The sequence below is a fragment of the Streptomyces geranii genome (assembly GCF_002954775.1).
GTDB lineage: Bacteria > Actinomycetota > Actinomycetes > Streptomycetales > Streptomycetaceae > Streptomyces > Streptomyces geranii.
Map to the genome: position 1 here is coordinate 1 of NZ_PJME01000014.1, position 15,419 is coordinate 15,419.

17 protein-coding genes are annotated in these 15,419 nt (G+C 70.4%); 5 read left to right on the forward strand and 12 right to left on the reverse strand.

Annotated elements, in window-relative coordinates:
• Nucleotides 1–153 precede the first annotated feature (153 nt).
• From CW359_RS20030 to CW359_RS20070, 9 genes are all read right to left on the reverse strand, one after another.
• Entirely contained in the window at nucleotides 154–1,068 is a 915-nt protein-coding gene (locus tag CW359_RS20030) for a maleate cis-trans isomerase family protein (RefSeq protein ID WP_105971355.1), read from the reverse strand.
• On the reverse strand, nucleotides 1,065–2,543 hold the full coding sequence (locus CW359_RS20035) for an MFS transporter (protein WP_105971356.1): 1,479 nt from the start codon (nucleotides 2,541–2,543) through the stop codon (nucleotides 1,065–1,067). The genes CW359_RS20030 and CW359_RS20035 overlap by 4 nt, the downstream gene beginning before the upstream one ends.
• A gap of 109 nt (nucleotides 2,544–2,652) precedes the next feature.
• Nucleotides 2,653–3,381 (reverse strand): HAD family hydrolase, encoded by a 729-nt coding sequence (locus tag CW359_RS20040; RefSeq protein WP_105971357.1) that lies wholly within the window; start codon nucleotides 3,379–3,381, stop codon nucleotides 2,653–2,655.
• On the reverse strand, nucleotides 3,378–4,322 hold the full coding sequence (locus CW359_RS20045; protein WP_105971358.1) for a pseudouridine-5'-phosphate glycosidase: 945 nt from the start codon (nucleotides 4,320–4,322) through the stop codon (nucleotides 3,378–3,380). Before CW359_RS20045 ends, CW359_RS20040 begins: the two co-directional genes overlap by 4 nt.
• Before the next feature lie 45 nt (nucleotides 4,323–4,367).
• Nucleotides 4,368–5,072: a transglutaminase-like domain-containing protein gene (locus tag CW359_RS20050; protein WP_105971359.1), complete on the reverse strand. Its 705-nt coding sequence runs from the start codon at nucleotides 5,070–5,072 to the stop codon at nucleotides 4,368–4,370.
• A 32-nt stretch (nucleotides 5,073–5,104) separates the two neighbouring features.
• Nucleotides 5,105–6,244: an acyl-CoA dehydrogenase family protein gene (locus CW359_RS20055; RefSeq protein WP_105971360.1), complete on the reverse strand. Its 1,140-nt coding sequence runs from the start codon at nucleotides 6,242–6,244 to the stop codon at nucleotides 5,105–5,107.
• A 90-nt stretch (nucleotides 6,245–6,334) separates the two neighbouring features.
• On the reverse strand, nucleotides 6,335–6,706 hold the full coding sequence (locus tag CW359_RS20060; RefSeq protein ID WP_105971361.1) for an ectoine synthase: 372 nt from the start codon (nucleotides 6,704–6,706) through the stop codon (nucleotides 6,335–6,337).
• Nucleotides 6,707–6,819: 113 nt separating this feature from the next.
• On the reverse strand, nucleotides 6,820–7,089 hold the full coding sequence (locus tag CW359_RS20065) for an acyl carrier protein (RefSeq protein ID WP_105971362.1): 270 nt from the start codon (nucleotides 7,087–7,089) through the stop codon (nucleotides 6,820–6,822).
• A gap of 1 nt (nucleotide 7,090) precedes the next feature.
• Nucleotides 7,091–8,611 (reverse strand): AMP-binding protein, encoded by a 1,521-nt coding sequence (locus CW359_RS20070; protein WP_105971363.1) that lies wholly within the window; start codon nucleotides 8,609–8,611, stop codon nucleotides 7,091–7,093.
• Between the two features lie 566 nt (nucleotides 8,612–9,177).
• Here CW359_RS20070 and CW359_RS20075 point away from each other — a divergent pair.
• Nucleotides 9,178–9,426, forward strand: coding sequence for a response regulator transcription factor (locus tag CW359_RS20075; RefSeq protein ID WP_232838480.1), 249 nt, complete (start codon nucleotides 9,178–9,180; stop codon nucleotides 9,424–9,426).
• A gap of 70 nt (nucleotides 9,427–9,496) precedes the next feature.
• On the opposite strand, the gene CW359_RS20080 is transcribed toward CW359_RS20075, so the two are convergent.
• Complete coding sequence (locus CW359_RS20080; RefSeq protein WP_105971364.1) at nucleotides 9,497–10,252, reverse strand: NPP1 family protein; 756 nt, start codon at nucleotides 10,250–10,252, stop codon at nucleotides 9,497–9,499.
• Between the two features lie 236 nt (nucleotides 10,253–10,488).
• On the opposite strand from CW359_RS20080, the gene CW359_RS20085 reads away from it, so the two are divergent.
• From CW359_RS20085 to CW359_RS20100, 4 genes are all read left to right on the forward strand, one after another.
• Nucleotides 10,489–11,424 (forward strand): TIGR03619 family F420-dependent LLM class oxidoreductase, encoded by a 936-nt coding sequence (locus CW359_RS20085; protein ID WP_105971365.1) that lies wholly within the window; start codon nucleotides 10,489–10,491, stop codon nucleotides 11,422–11,424.
• Between the two features lie 105 nt (nucleotides 11,425–11,529).
• Entirely contained in the window at nucleotides 11,530–12,099 is a 570-nt protein-coding gene (locus CW359_RS20090; protein ID WP_105971366.1) for a MarR family winged helix-turn-helix transcriptional regulator, read from the forward strand.
• Nucleotides 12,100–12,155: 56 nt separating this feature from the next.
• Entirely contained in the window at nucleotides 12,156–13,004 is an 849-nt protein-coding gene (locus tag CW359_RS20095; protein ID WP_105971367.1) for a type 1 glutamine amidotransferase, read from the forward strand.
• Between the two features lie 109 nt (nucleotides 13,005–13,113).
• The gene (locus CW359_RS20100; RefSeq protein WP_232838481.1) at nucleotides 13,114–13,614 is read left to right on the forward strand and encodes a DUF6174 domain-containing protein; all 501 of its coding nucleotides are present in this window, start codon (nucleotides 13,114–13,116) and stop codon (nucleotides 13,612–13,614) included.
• Here the strand turns inward: CW359_RS20100 and CW359_RS20105 are convergent.
• Both CW359_RS20105 and CW359_RS20110 read right to left on the reverse strand, forming a co-directional pair.
• Entirely contained in the window at nucleotides 13,605–14,126 is a 522-nt protein-coding gene (locus tag CW359_RS20105; RefSeq protein ID WP_232838482.1) for a hypothetical protein, read from the reverse strand. The two genes, CW359_RS20100 and CW359_RS20105, sit on opposite strands and share 10 nt — an antisense overlap.
• A 76-nt stretch (nucleotides 14,127–14,202) precedes the next feature.
• On the reverse strand, nucleotides 14,203–15,300 hold the full coding sequence (locus tag CW359_RS20110) for a magnesium and cobalt transport protein CorA (RefSeq protein WP_105971369.1): 1,098 nt from the start codon (nucleotides 15,298–15,300) through the stop codon (nucleotides 14,203–14,205).
• Nucleotides 15,301–15,419: the final 119 nt, after the last annotated feature.

Sequence of the window (15,419 nt, forward strand, 5' to 3'; positions counted from 1 at the left end):
CTCGTCCTCAAACGCCGGACGGGCTAGGTATTCAGCCCGTCCGGCGTTTGAGGACGAGCGCGTTCAGCGCGATGCGGGGGTTCGGGGGCGGAGCCCCCGAAGGATGGGACGGGTAGGGGCGGCGGGGGCGAGGAAAAGTCGGTCAGGCCGGACCTACCCGCCGTTCGCCGCCGCCAGCCCCCTCCCGAACAAACTCCCGTGCTCCGAACTCCCCCCGAACAACGCGGAGTCCGCACCCCCCGCCGCCGCCAGCCTCAGCCCGTACCACAGCACCGCCTGGTTGGCGGTGATCACCGGCAACCCCAGCTCCCGCTCCAGCGGCACAACCGCCCCCTGGGCACGGAATCCGCTGCCCGGGACGAGGATGCCGTCGATCGAGTCGCCCTCCGACACCCCCTCCAACATCTCCTCCGCCACCGCCTCCACAGCGGCCAGCGTCTGGCGGCGAACCTCCTCCGCGTCCACCACCCAACGAGCCCCCTCGTCAAAGGCGTTGTACTTCGCCACCCCCGCCCACTCCGCCCCCAGGTCGAACTGGGCGATCCGCACACGCTCGACGCCCACGGCGGTCAGGTACCTCTCCGTGGCCTCGAAGGTCGGGGGAGTGAACCACGGCGGCATCATCACCAGCGGTCGCCGCACCCCGGAGGCCCGAAGCGCCGCCGTGATCGCCACCGCCGCCGTGTGGACCGGCGTGCCGTGCGAGTGGGTCTCCGCCTCGGCGACGAACTCCGCGTCGAAGGCCGGCCCGCCGAAGAAACTGCTCGACCCGAAGCACAGCGCGATACTGTCCGCGCCGAGCCGCCCGAGATGGTCCAGGCCCCGGGCCACCTCCGGATCCGCCGCGAACGCCCGCGCGGGACTGCCGACATACTCGGTGTCGACCGGCCGGGGGCACTCGAAGCGGGCGGTGTGGACGGAGACCCCGGGCGGGGCCATCGTCCACAACTCGGTCTCGGGGACAGGGTCGTTGTGGATGACGAGGATGCCGATGCGCGGGCCGCTATCGCCAACTCGCCTGTCCGTAGCCGAGACTGACGCCTCCTCAGTTGCCGCGCCCGCCGTCATGCCGTCCGCCCCTTCTCGTGCGCCGTCACCGGGTCCCCGGCCGACGCCCGCTCACCAGCTCCCGCTGCCCCCGCAGCCCCCACAACTCCCTGCTCCCCGACCGGAGTACGGAAGCCGAACCACGACCACACCGTGCCGGCCAGCGCGACCGCGCCCGCCAGCAGGAACGCGGGCAGGAAGGCGCCGTCGTCCGGGTTCGTGCCCAGGACGATCACCAGGACCGCCACCCCGAAGGCGCCGCCCGCGTACTGGGTGGTGGTCATCAGGGCACCCGCGACGCCCTGGTTCTCGTCGGCCACGTCCCGCGTGCCGCCGACGAACATCGAGGTGTAGATCATGCCGTGGCCCAGGCCGCTCACGACCAGGCCCGGCAGCAGCGCCACCCAGTAGGAGTGGTTGTGCACGGACACCGCCAGCAGCACCAGCCCCACCGCGCCGATCGTGAACGCCAGCGGCAGCGTCCGCCCCACGCCCAGCGTGTTGACCAGTTTGCCCGCGATGATGTTGCCGAGGGTGATGCACACGGCCAGCGGCAGGAAGGCGACGCCCGCCGCCAACGGCTCGAAGTCGCGGTTCTCCTGGAGGAACAGGGTGACCAGGTAGAACTCCGAGCCCGCCACGCTCGCCATGTACAGCGCGGAGGAGCCGCAGCCGACCAGGAGCGTACGGGTGCCGCGCAGCGCCGGTTCCACCAGCGGCTGGGCGCTGCCGCGCTCCCGTACGACGAAGAGCGCGAGGAGGACGACGGCCGCGCCGAAGCTGCCCAGCGCCAGCGGGTCGGTCCAGCCGACGTCGGCTGCGAGGGTCAGGCCCAGCACCGAGACCAGCACGGTCGCCGTGCAGAGCGCCGCGCTGAGGACGTTCAGCGGCGACGACGTACGCGAATCGTTTCTGCCCGGCAGCAGTCGCGGCGCCGCCAGGGCGCAGACGATCGCGAACGGCAGGTTCACGAAGAAGGTCCAGCGCCAGGAGACCGTGGTGAGCAGGCCGCCCAGGACCACACCGGCGGCCAGGCCGCTCGCGCCCACCGTGCCCCAGACAGCCAGCGCGCGGGTGCGCTCCCGGCCCGGCGCGAACGTCGTGTTGACGAGCGCGAGGATCGACGGCTGCAGTGCCGCCGCCGCGACTCCCTGCGCGCCTCGGGCGATCAGCAGCAGCGACGCGTCCCCGGCGATGCCGCCGGCCAGCGAGGCCACGCCGAACAGCAGCAGCGCGGCGATGAACATGTTGCGCGCGCCGATCCGGTCGGCGGCCCGTCCGCCGACCACGAGGAACCCGGCGAAGAAGACGGAGTAGGCGCTGACCACCCACTGGATGGCGCTGGCGGACAGATCGAGGTCCGTGCCCATGCTGGGCAGGGCCACGAAGATGACCGAGAAGTCGAGCGCGATGAGGAACTGGGCCGCGGACAGCGTGACCAGCCCGCCGATGGGACTGCCCGGCACCGCCCGGTCCGGTGTCGTGGGTGACGTCATTTCTCGGTAACCGCCTTGTCGTATCGTCCAGTTGTGTGCCGGTATCGGTGCCGGCACGGGGGTCGCCACACCGGTGCGTTCATGGCGCGTGCTGCCTCGGTGCAGTGGATCAGCTGCGATGAGTGATCGCGGCAGAAGATCGAAGACTACCCAGCGCCTCGCCGAGCGCCAGTACGGATTCGGACACCGATTCCGCCCCCGCGCTGGTCAACTGCCCCGCCGTGGCCACCCCGTACGCCACTCCGAGCGCACGCATCCCGGCCGCACCGGCCATCCGCATGTCGTCCACCGCGTCCCCGACGACCACGCAGTCGCCGGGCTCACGGCCCAACTCCCGTGCGGCCAGCAGCGCGAGGTCCGGATGCGGCTTGCCGCGCGGCGCCATGCCGTGGCAGACGACGGCGTCGAAGTGGTGGACCAGCCCGGCCGGTTCGAGCAGCTCCAGGGCACTGGGCCGGATCTTGCTCGTCACGATGGCCAGAGCGAGCCCCTGCGCGCGCAGCCGCTCCAGCAGCTCCGGGACGCCCGGGAAGATCAGCGACCTCGCCCCCGGCACCACGTCCTCGCGGAACAACTCCCGGAAGCGGGCCACCGATCGCTCCACCTCCCCGTGCTCCTGCTCCAGCTCCAGCAGCTCGGCGAAGACGGCCGCCAGCGGCCTGCCCACGGTCGCCCGCACCCGCTCCGGCGACGGCACGGGCCGCCCCGACTCCGCGAGCACCTTGTCCAGTACGGACACGATGGCGCCCGGCGTGTCCAGCAGCGTCCCGTCGAGGTCGAACAGCACGGCGGTTTCCTGAGGCGTGCCCGGCGTGCCCGGCGTGTTCGGAGTGCTCATACGGCTGCCGCCTCCCGCCGGGCGGTCTCCTCCGCGAGCCGGACCGCGAACTCGCCCGCCAGCGCCGTCGTCGACAGCAGCACCGAACGGTTGGCGGCGGCCGTCCGGCCCTCCGTCGCCCGCGCGATCGCCTTCAGCAGGTACGGGGTGATGGCCGGGCCCGTGATGCCGTCGCGGGCGGCGAGCGCGGTGGCGTCGGCGAGGGCCGCCTCGACGTCCTCGGAGGGGATGCCGTCGGCCGCCGTGATCGGGTGCGTGACCAGCACCGAGGTCTCGGTACCGGTGTCCCAGTGGGCGAGCGCGGCCGACGCGATCTGCCCGAGGTCGTCAAGGCGGTGCGGGTTGCGGACCCCGCTGCTCACACTGAAGTACGCCGGGAAGTCGTCGCAGCGGTAACCGATCACGGGGACCCCGGCCGTCTCCAGCCACTCCACCGTCCACTGCGGATGCAGCATCGACTTGGCCCCGGCGCACACCACGGCCGTACGGCTGCGGGTGAACTGGACCAGGTCCGCCGAGATGTCGAAGGTGAGCGGGGCGTCCCGGTGGACGCCGCCGATGCCGGCCACCGAGAACACCCGGATGCCCGCGAGGTCGGCGGCGACCAGCGACGAGGACACCGTGGTCGCCCCGGCCCCGCCACCCGCCAGGGCGATGCCCAGGTCGCGGGTGCTGACCTTGGGCATCTCCGGGTCGGCCGCGAAGCGCTCCAGGTGCTCCTTGGTCATCCCGACGAGGATCCGCCCGCCGAGGACGCCGACCCGGGCCGGGACGGCGCCCGAGGCGCGGACGGCGGAGTCGATGTCGTGGGCCAGCGCCAGATTGGCCGGGTACGGCAGACCGTGCGGGATCACCGACGATTCGAGGGCGACTACCGGCCGCCCCTCGTGCAGCGCCTCGGCGACTTCCTCGTCGATGGCGAGGGGTGCGGTGCGGGGCATGCGGGACTCCTCAAGGAAGGAAAGGAAGGGTGAGCGACTCGGGTCTCAGGAACGGGAGTTGGCCTCTGCCGCCAGTGAGCCACCGGCGACCGTCCCCGAGCCGTCCAGGAAGCGGGGGTGCGAGCGGCGCATGCTGTCCAGCACGAACTCGTAGGGCAGGTCGTCGAATTCGCCGTGCTCCTTGAGGAACTCCATCTGCGCGGACGGGCCTTGTGCGCCTGTGCCGTCGTACGGGTGGTACTGGCTGTCGGTGACCCCGTCGAAGTCCAGCGCGGGCATCCCGTACAGCCGGCACAGCAGCTTGTTGAAGACCGGAGTCGCCCTGATCCAGCGGCCGTTGAGATGCACGGACGTCAAGGAGTGGAAGAAGACCTCGCCGCCCACCAGCTCCTTGAGGCGGTCCGAGGCGAGATGGTTGCGGACGTCGGCGTAGACCAGCCTGCTCGGTACGCCCACGGCCCGTACGGCGGCGGCGAACAGTACCGACTTGTGCAGGCAGAAGCCCTGCCCGGCCGCGAGCACCGAGCTGGCGCTCAGGCCCCGCCGGGACAGGTCGGCGCCGTACACCTCGTAGAACAGGCCGTCGCGGACGGCGTAGTAGAGGTCGACGACCTGGCGTACCGGGTCGCCGGCCGAGGAGTCCTGGACGGACTTCGCCACGAACTCCCGTATCTGCGGGGACTCGTGGTCCAGGAACTCGGTGGAGCGGAGGAGGGGCGTCAGATCCTCGTGCTCGTCACTGTCGGGCATGTGTGGCATCCCTTCTCTCACAGGCCGGTCTCTCACAGGCCGAGCATCGCGGCGATGCGGGTGCGCTGGATCTCGGAGGTGCCCGAGTAGATGGTTCCGGCGAGGGCGTTGCGGACGTCCTTCTCGATGCCGTACTCGGTCATGTAGCCGTAGCCGCCGAAGATCTGCAGCGCGGACAGGGCGCTCGCGGTGTTGCCCTCGCTGGTGAGGATCTTGGCGATGGCCAGGTCGACGGTGACGTCCTCGTGGCGCAGCAGCTTGGCCGCCGTGTCGTACAGCCACTTGGCGGCCGTCTCGGTGGCGATCTTCATCTCGACGATGCGGTGGGACACCGCCTGGAACTTGCCGATGCTCTGCCCGAACTGCCGCCGCTCGCCCGCGTATTGGATGCAGCGGTCGAGGCGGTGGCGCATCTCGCCGAGGTTGACGGCGAAGGAGCAGAGGATCTCCCACTTCATGACGTGGTCGAGGACCAGGAACCCGGCGCCGGGCGAGCCGACCAGGTTGCGGGCCGGGACCCGGCAGTCGTCGAGGAACACCTCGGCGAGCGGGGAGGTCTTGAGGCCCATCTTCTCGATGGGCTCACCCACGGTCAGTCCGGGCGTGCCGCGTTCGACGAGGAAGGCGCTGAGGGCGGCCGGGCCGGCGGCGGCGCCCGTGCGGACGTACACCGTGAACAGGTCGGCGACCGGCCCGTTGCTGATGAAGATCTTGCTGCCGTTGAGGACGTAGTCGTCGCCGTCGCGCACGGCGGAGGTGCGCATGCTCATCGCGTCGGAACCGTGGTCGGGCTCGGTGATGGCGTGCGCGCCGATCGTCGTGCCGTCGCAGATGCCTTGCAGATAGCGGGACTTGAGATCCCTGGAGCCGAACCGCTGCAAGGGCACGCCGACGCTGACCATGTGCGTCGTCACCGAGAAGCTCAGGCCGCCGTCGCGGTTGGCCTCGCCGAGTCCTTCGAGGACGTACATGGTGGTGAGGAGGTCCTGGGCGAGGCCGCCGTACTCCTCGGCGAAGGGGAGCCGCAGCAGGTCCGACTTCATGACGGCCTGCCACTTCTCCCGGGGGAACTCCCCCCGTTTGTCCCAGGCGAGGTGGTCCTCGCCCAGCGACTCGAACACCGGCCGCATGGCGCTGCGGAGTTCTCGCTGGTCGTCGTTCCAGATGGTCACGCCGTTGCTCCCTGGTCGGTCAGCGGCCGAGGTGGTCGGACGGTCCGGCTGGTGCGGCAGCCGGACCGGCGGAAGGGGTCTGCGCGGGGCTCAGTAACGGGAGAAGCCGTCGGCCGTCAGATCGTGGACCTCGTCCCCGCGCAGGGCCGGCGTGAAGACGCACACCAGCCGCAAGTCCTCGTCGGCGGCGGCCAGTTCATGGGCGTCGTGCTGGTCGAGGGCGTAGAGCGTGCCGGGGGTGATCGGGTGCCTGGTGCCGTCGGTGGCGACGACCCAGCCGCTGCCCGAGATGCAGTAGCAGGCCTCCAGATGGCGCTGGTACTGGAGGTTGGAGGAGGTGCCGGCGCGGACGACGGTGTCGGTCACCGAGTACCCCATGCCGTCCGACTCCAGCAGGAAACGGCGGCTGATGCCGTTGCCCCAGTCGACGGTCTTGACCTCGTCCAGGCTGCGAACGATCATTTTCTCCCCTTGATGTGATCGAGCGGTGTCCAGAGTTGAGCCGAGCCGGTGCGGGTGGCCGGGGCGCGGTGGTGACCGGGCTCCGGAGGCCGGAAGTCGCCGGGACGGCCGGTTCACCCGGTGGCCGCCGGACTCGCCTGGCTCTGGGCGCTGCTCTCGACGAACGCCCGGATCGCGTTGACGCTGCGGAAGTTGTCCGGGGTGATCGGGACCTCGTCCAGCGGGATGCCGTTGGCGTCGCAGACCCAGGAGATCAGCCGCAGCAGCCGCAGACTGTCCACCACCCCGCTGTCGATGAGGTCGTAGTCGTCGTCGAGATCGGCGGGCGTGATGTCGGGTACGAACTGCTGGACGATCCAGGCCTTCAGGGGCGCGGAGTTCATGTCATCCCTTCGCGAGCTGGTGCTCTTCGGCGAGTTGGCGCTCTTTGGCGGACTGGCGTTCCTTGATGGACTGGCGGTCGGGCTTCCCCGTCGACGTGCGCGGCAGCGGCTCGTCGGTGATCTCCAGGGAGCCCGGGATGGCGGTCCGGGGCAGATGCCGGGCGCAATGGCTGCGCAGGACAAGGCTGTTGAGGCGTGCGCTGTCCCGGGTGGGCCGGACCACCGCGTGCAGCCGCGCCCCGGCCTCCGGGTCGGGCAGCGCGACGACCACCGCCTCGTCGACGTCCGGGTGCAGCAGCAGGGCCTGTTCGACGTCCTGGAGGTTGGTGCGCACGCCGCGCACCTTGACCTGGAAGTCGCTCCGGCCCCGCAGGGTGAGCGTGCCGTCGGCGGCCCGGTGCACGAGGTCGCCGGTGCGGTAGTGCACGGCGTCGGCGCCCGGCGGACGCAGGAAACGGTCCCCGTTCAGCGCCGGGTCGAGATAGCCGTCGGTCTGGAAGGGGGTGCGCACGACGAGTTCGCCGGTGCCCTCGCCCGTCAACTCCCGCCCGTCGTCGGCGAGAAGGGTCCAGCTGACGCCGGGCAGGGGCACACCCAGGGGCAGTTCGGTCCGCCCTCCGGCGCGCTCGACCTCGTACACGAAGCTGTCGTTGGTCTCCGTGCAGCCGTACACGTTGTGGATCCGGGCCGACGGGAAGAGCCGGGCCGTCCGCGCCAGCAGCTCCGGCGGGGTGGCCTCGCCGGTCAGCAGGACATGCCGTACGTCGGGCAGGGTCCGGCCGGCGCCCTCCGCCGCGTCGGCCAGCAGCCGGAACAACATCGGTACGGACTGCACGAGTTGGACCCGGGCGGCGGTCAGCGTCGCCAGCAGCCGCGCCGAGTCGGTGGCCCGCTCCGGCGGTACGAGGACGACGGTGCCGCCGACGGAGAGCGTGGCCCAGACGTCGAGCAGCGAGAGGTCGAAGTTGAGGGGCGCGTACGAAAGCACCCTGGTCCCCGGCGCCGTACCGAAGTGTGTGGTGGCCCAGGCCATGAAGCGGTCCATGCCGTCCTCGGGCAGCGGCACGATCTTGGGCAGTCCGGTGGAGCCGGAGGTGGTGAGGAGGAGGGGTGCCGAGGGGGCGGGGGACGCGGGGGGTGCGGGAGGTGTGGGGATGGTGTTCAGCGGGGTGACGGACAGGGCGTCGGTCGTCCCCTCGGGCGGGATCGACACGAGGTGGGTGCAGCGGGCCTGGGCGGCCAGCCGGTGCAGTACGTCGGTGCCCAACTCCGGGGAAGGCAGGAGCACTTGGCGCCGGTCCCGGAAGCAGGCCAGCAACAGGGCGACCGCTTCGGGGGACTTGGGGGCCACCACGCACAGGGGGCCGGCGCCGGTGTCCGGCGGGAGCAGGCGGGCCAGTTCGATGGACCGGTCGGCCAGTTCGCGGTAGGTGAGCCGGGTGTCGCCGGACACCAGGGCTTCGGCGTCGGGCGACTCCTGTGCGTGACGGCTCAGTGACATGACGAGACTGCTCGTGGGCACGGCTGATCCCCTTCGGAACCCGGACGGCGGAGGTGGCGGAAAGGCCTGCCGCCGGAGTCGGGGCGACGGCTCGATGGTTGTTCAGTGATCATTGAGTGGTCAATCAGGCCCGGAAGGGTTGACCTGAATTTGATCGCCGGGATTGGCCACCGGAGTGCGCGGAAATCGGCCATCGCGCAATGTTCTGGAAATCAAGGACCCGTCAAGAGCCCCTGGATTTGCGCCCGCGAGGTGCGGAGAGAGGTATTCCGCTTGTCTGTCCGGCAGGTGCCGGAATCAATCGCTGCGCTGTCGCTTTCCGGCCAGGTCTACGCGGGTCACTTGTCAGTAACCTGTGCCGGAGGTTTCCATGGGTGCAGGTCAGGGGCATGGTGTGACCTGGGCCATAGGCGATTGTGTACGTAGGTCCACTGTACTGGCGAGGCCGATGTGTTTCTATCACCCGAAGGGGGCGCACGACCGTGCAAGGCAATGGGGGACGCGTCGAGGCGTTGCGCAGGTTCAGTTCGCTCATCGGTGAGAGCGAGACCGGGTGGATGCATGGTCCGATTCGACGGTCGGGAGAATTGACGGACCGTGAATTCGAGGTATTCATCCTGCTGGGCCGGGGACTGTCGAACCAGGGGATTTCCGAACTGCTCTTCGTCACCGAGCGCACGGTCAAGGCCCATGTGACCCGGATACTCGCCAAGCTGCAGCTGGAGTCGAGACTGCAGGTAGGCCTGGTCGCCCAGGCCTACCTGTTCGGCGTGGCACTCACCGCCCGCGCGGACCGGACGGAGCGGGCGGAGGCGCCGCAGGCCTACGCGGTCTGAGCGGCGGGTGCGCCCCCGCCGCCCGTTCCACCTGCTGCGCCTGTTGTGCCTGCCCCGCCCGTCCCACCCGTCAGGCGTTCGGGTCGAACGAGATGCCCGACGGCAGGGCCTTGGTGAGGTGGGCGGCGAAGTTGGCGTCCTTGAGGCCGAAGTTGGCGCTGCCGAAGTCGTACGCGCTCAGGATGTCGCGCAGCCCCGACGGGTAGCCGTTCCAGCCGACCAGGTCCGGGTACTGCCAGGTGCCGTAGGCGTTCTCCGGCGGCTCGTCGTTCGAGCCCGCGAGCCGGAAGGTGTGGGTGCTCACCCCGTCCTTGTGGTAAACGATCTTGGGGTGCTTGCCGTCCCAGAGCACCGCACTGGCGGCGTAGGTGTTGAACTCGCCGTGCGCGGACGTGGAGACGTACTTCGCCGCGCCGTCCTGCACCCACACCACGACGTGCTCCCAGTCGTGCCGGTGGCCGCCGATCGTCGCCTGGTCCTTCTCGAAGTACAGGGCGTACATGATCGCGCACCAGCCGTTGTTGCACTTCTCGCGCGAGTAGCCGTTGGTGTTGTCGAGGTCCGAGGTGTCGTGGCACTCGCCGCTGACCGAACCGGACGGGTTGAGACCGCCGTTGACGGTTCCGGTGGGACCGATGGCCGGTGTGGGGTAGCAGCCGTCGGTGTCGTAGTCGTAGGCCGGCTGCCAGGTGTTCTCCAGCGTGTCCGCGTTGGCGGGCAGCGCGGACGGCGGGGCGGCGAAGGCGCTGCCGGGAACGGCCACGACCAGCGCGACGGCGCTGCCGAGAACCAGCGAGGCTCTGCGGACGCGCGAGGTGATCTTCACTGCGTGCTCCTGATGACCGTGGGGGGTGCGGGTGGAGGGCAACGCTCCGGTTGGCGTGCCCGGGTCAAAGTTGCCGCATCACCCGAAGGTCGGGAAGGTGACAGGTGTCACTGTGATGAAAACTCAACCAATAGTGGGGGTGAGGGAGTTGGGGCCGGAGGGAGCGGCCTCTTGTCAGGCCGGGCCGATCTCTTTATTGTTTGACCTCAAATGAAATGATGGGAGTGTGTACGGCCATGACCATGACTCCTCGTATGCAACTGGTCCTCAGCGAGAACTGGACCATGACCGGCGGGCGCGTGGACCTGCCGCTGCTGGTGCGCTGGGCCCGGGAGGCCGAGGACGCCGGGTTCGACTCGGTGATGGTCAGCGAGCACATCGTGCTCGGGCCCGACGCCGGCGTGAACGGCGTCATGGGCAACCCGCGCGACTGGGCGCTGCCGGGCAACCAGGACCCGTACACCCCCTGGCCGAACTCCCTGATGCTGCTCAGCGCGATAGCGGCGGTGACCGAGCGGGTCCGGCTCGCCGCCTCGGCGGTGATCGCCCCGCTGCGGCATCCCCTGCTGCTGGCACGGGAGTTGGGCACCCTCGACCTGCTCTCCGAGGGCCGTCTGATGGTGCTGCCCAACGTCAGCTGGAGCCGGGACGAGTACGACGCGCTCGGGGTGCCCTTCGCCCGGCGGGGCCGGCTGCTGGACGAGCATCTGGAGATCTGGGCCAAGCTGTGGAGGGCCTCGCCGGTGTCCCACGAGGGCGAGCACTACCGCTTCGAGGACGTGTACTTCGAGCCCAAGGCGTACTGGCCGGATGGGCCCCGGCTGTGCTTCGGCGGGGCGGGGATGCACGCGGCGATGGTGCGGCGGCTGGTGCGGTACGGGCACGCCTTCAATCCGCTGGGGCGGCCGACCGCCGAGGAGATGGGGGTGCTCGCGGCGGCGATGAAGGAGGCCGGGCGGGACGTCTCCGAGCTGGAGATGATCGGGGGGATCCGGGTGGAGTTCCCCGACGACCGCTCCTGTGCGGATCTCGGGGCGGCGCTGAGTTCCATCCCGGAGCAGGTGGAGCTGGGATTCACGACGTTCTGCGTGAAGCCGTCGCAGTTCACCGACGACCCGGCCGGTGTCGGTGGATTCTGCCGGGAGGTGATGCGGCGGGTCGCCCGAGGTTGACCCTCGTACAATTCGGTGCCGAACGACAACGGGCGCTCGGAACGGACCCTCGGAACGGACGGGTGGAACGGACGGGTGGAACGGACGGGTGGAGGGGAATCGCCGGTGACGCAGCGACCGATCGTCGAGACCGAGCAGCTGGTCAAGGCCAAACTGGGGGACATCGCCATCCGGCACGACCAGATGGCCGTCGTCGCGAACATCCACCGGGCCGCCTCCGCCGTGCGGCAGCATGTCGAGAACTCCGTGCTCCGGGGCGCCGATCTGACCTGGACCGGGTTCGTCGTGCTGTGGGTCGTCTGGATCTCCGGGGAGACCGAGACGCGGCTCGTGGCCGAGGAGGCCGGGATCTCCAAGGGGACGCTCACCGGCGTGGCCCGGACCCTGGAGTCCCGGGGACTGGTCCGCCGTATCGAACACCCCTCGGACGGCCGGCGGGTGCTGCTCGGGCTCACCGACGAGGGCGAGGAGCTGATGCGGACGCTGTTCCCCGACTTCAACGCCGAGGAGGCGTTCGTCGCCGCGCCGCTCAGCGCCGAGGAGTGCCGGTCCACCGCCGACGCGCTCCGCAAGATCGTCGTCCAGGTCGAGACCCACGGCGAGGAACGCAGGCTGGAACTGCTGGACGGTGCCGAACCCGCGCCGCGCCGCAGCGGACGGCGGGCCAAGGGCTGAGCCGTCACGCGTGCGGGTGCGGAACACGTGTGCAAGTACAGAACTGGAGAACCTCCGTGCGTGCCCTCCTCATACGTCACGACCATCTCTCACTGTCCGGTCCCGTCGGCGACCGGATCGCCCAACTCGGCTACGAGACAGACGAGTTGACCATCGTCCCGCCCGACCGGCACGACACCCCCGGCGTCGACTTCACCTTCCCCGACCCGGTCGGCTACGACCTGGTCGTGCTGCTCGGAGCACCCTGGTCGGTCTACGACCGGGCCTCCGTCGCGCCCTGGATCGACGGCGAACTTGAGCTGCTGCGCACCGCGCACGCCGCCGAACTCCCCGTCCTCGGCATCTGCTTCGGCGCGCAGGCCCTCGCCGCGGCGCTCGGCGGCGGCGTCGAGGCGGCACCCCGGCCCGAGATCGGCTGGACGGCCGTCGAGTCGGACGTACCCGGGCTGATTCCGGCCGGGCCGTGGTTCCAGTGGCACTTCGACCGGTTCACGGTGCCGCCGGGCGCGGTGGAGCTGGCCCGCAGCGCGGTCGGTCCGCAGGCGTTCCGGGCCGGACGGGCGCTCGGGGTGCAGTTCCATCCGGAACTCGCTGAGGAAACGTTGCTGCAGTGGCTGGAGGCCGGCGGCCGACGCGAGGCGGTGGCACACGGCGAGGACCCGGACCTGCTGCTCGCCGAGACCCGCGCCCGGAGCGAGGAGTCACGGCAGCGGGCGTACGACCTCGTGGACGCGTTTCTCGCCCAGATCGCGGGGGTTGAGGGGGTTGCGGGGATCGGAGGGATCGCCGGTACTGGTGGAGCTGACGGGGCTGGTGGAGTTGACGGAGCTGGTGGGGCTGGTGGGACTGATGAGGCTGGCGGGGATGCGGGCCTGAACGCCGGTGGTCGGGAGCAAGTGGCCTGAGGGCCTCCGGTTTCCGGGTGAACGAATTCCGGCGCGCTCGCGTCGTACTGGTTGCGGGTGTGCCGCCAGTCACTGGCCGGCAGCCGTTCACTTGTACAGGGGGATCACCATGGGTTCGGTCCGATTGCTGTCGTCCGTCGTGCTGGTCGGAGGGCTGGTGTGCGCGGCGGTCGGCTGCGGCGGTGACTCCGGGGCCTCGGTGGCCGGGGCGGACCCCACCTCCCCGTCACCCTCGTCCTCGTCCTCTTTCCTGTCGTTCGCGGAGTCCTGGGAGGAACCCGCCGCGTACGTCTACACGTTGACGTCGAGCGAGGGCGAGCGCAGCCTGATCGGCACGTTCCGGGTGACGGTCAGGGACGGGAGCGTGGTGAAGGCGGTCGGGCTCGACGAGAGCGGGCGCGGCGCGGTGGCGCGGGCCCCCGAGGAGGTGCCGACCATCGGCGCGCTCCTGGACCGGCTGTCCCGGGCCCACGACGAGGGCGCGGACACGGCGGAGGCGGAGTACGCGCCGGACGGCCACCCGGTGCGGATCACGCTGGACCCGCTGAAGGACGCGGTCGACGACGAGGAGTCGTACGTCATCAGAGGGTACGAGCCCGCTCAGCCCTGACCGGCGCTGCTCTCGGGGACGGGCCCCTGGCTGGCGGCCGTGCCCTGGCCCGTACCGCCCTGGACGCTCAGGTCCTCGACCGTGCCGCCGACCTTCTGGCGCAGCGGTGCCAGCAGCTTGGGGGCCGCGCTGATCACCCACTTGGTGCCGACCAGGTACTTGCCGCCGTACATGGAGGCGCTGTCCAGCCAGGTCAGCTTGAACTTCTCCTGCGGGAACGTGGTGATCAGATAATCGCCCAGACTGGTGTGGCAGACGCCCTCGCGCAGTTCGGCGGCGTCGGTGCGGATCTTCACCTTGCAGCCGGTCAGGTCGGCGATCACCTCGACCTTGGCGGGCGCGACCACGGCGGCGACGGGAGCGGGCGTCATCGACGCGGACGCCGCCTTCTTGCCGCCGTCGCCCGAGTCCGACGTACAGGCGGTGGTGAGGGGGAGGACGACGGCGGTCAGGAGCGCGGCGAGGGCGACGCCCCTGCGGGGGGACGGTCGCCGGGGGTGCTGGTGGGACACTGCGCCTCTCCAGGTCGGGTGAGGTGGCGGCGGACGTACGACTCGACCGAAGGTACGGACGGGCGGTGAACCGTGTTCACAGCCAGCCGTTGCGTTTGAAGCCGCGGTGGACGAAGAAGCAGGCCGTGGCGATGACGGCGAGGACGAGCGGGTAACCGAAGCGCCAGCGCAGTTCGGGCATGTGCTCGAAGTTCATGCCGTAGATCCCGCAGACCATCGTCGGTACGGCGACGATCGCGGCCCATGACGTGATCTTCCGCATGTCCTCGTTCTGGGCGACGGTGACCTGGGCGAGGTGGGCCTGGAGGATCGAGTCGAGCAGCGCGTCGAAGGCGTGGATCTGCTCGGTGGCGCGGATGAGGTGGTCGGAGACGTCGCGGAAGTAGGCCTGTATGGCCGGCTCGACGGAGGGCATCGGCTCGGTCGCGAGTTGCTGGAGGGGCCGGCCGAGGGGCACCACCGCCCGCTTGAGTTCGAGGAGTTCGCGCTTGAGCTGGTAGATGCGGCCGGCGTCGGCGGTGCGCGGGCTCTGCGGGGAGAAGACGTCCGACTCGACCTGGTCGATGTCGTCCTGGACGGAGTCCGTGACGTTCAGGTAGTCGTCGACGACGTGGTCGGCGATGGCGTGCAGGACGGCCGCCGGGCCCCGGCCGAGCTGCTCCGGGTCGGCCTCCAGCTCCTCGCGGAGGGGGCCGAGGGAGCCGTGCCTGCCGTGCCGGACGGTGACGACGAAGTCGGGGCCCGCGAAGACCATGATCTCGCCGGTGGTGACGACCTCGCTGGTCGCGGTGAGTTCCTCGTGCTCGACGTAGCAGACCGTCTTGAACACGGCGAACAGGACCTCGCCGTACCGCTCCACCTTCGGCCGCTGATGCGCCTGGACGGCGTCCTCGACGGCGAGCGGGTGCAGCCCGAACAGCTCGGCGACACGGGCGAACTCCTCCTCGCCGGGCTCGTGCAGCCCGAGCCAGACGAAGCCGCGGTTGTGCTTGCGGACGCGGGCGACGGATTCCTCGACGGTGGGGGCGGTGTCCTGGCGGACGCCCTCGCGGTAGATCACGCAGTTGACGACGGTCGAGCCGAGCGGTGAGCGGGCGGGGTGACTGAGGTCCACCCGCCGCCGCCCGCGCCGCGCCAGACGGGCCACTTTGCGCAGGCTGCCGACCATCGACATGCGGTTGCTCCTTGTCCGGGGTGGGACGGACAGTGTGGCAGGTGGGGGTAAGGGGGCAGTTTTCCGCCCCCGCCGCCCTTACCCGTTCCCATCCTTCTGGGGGCTGCCGCCCCCAGACC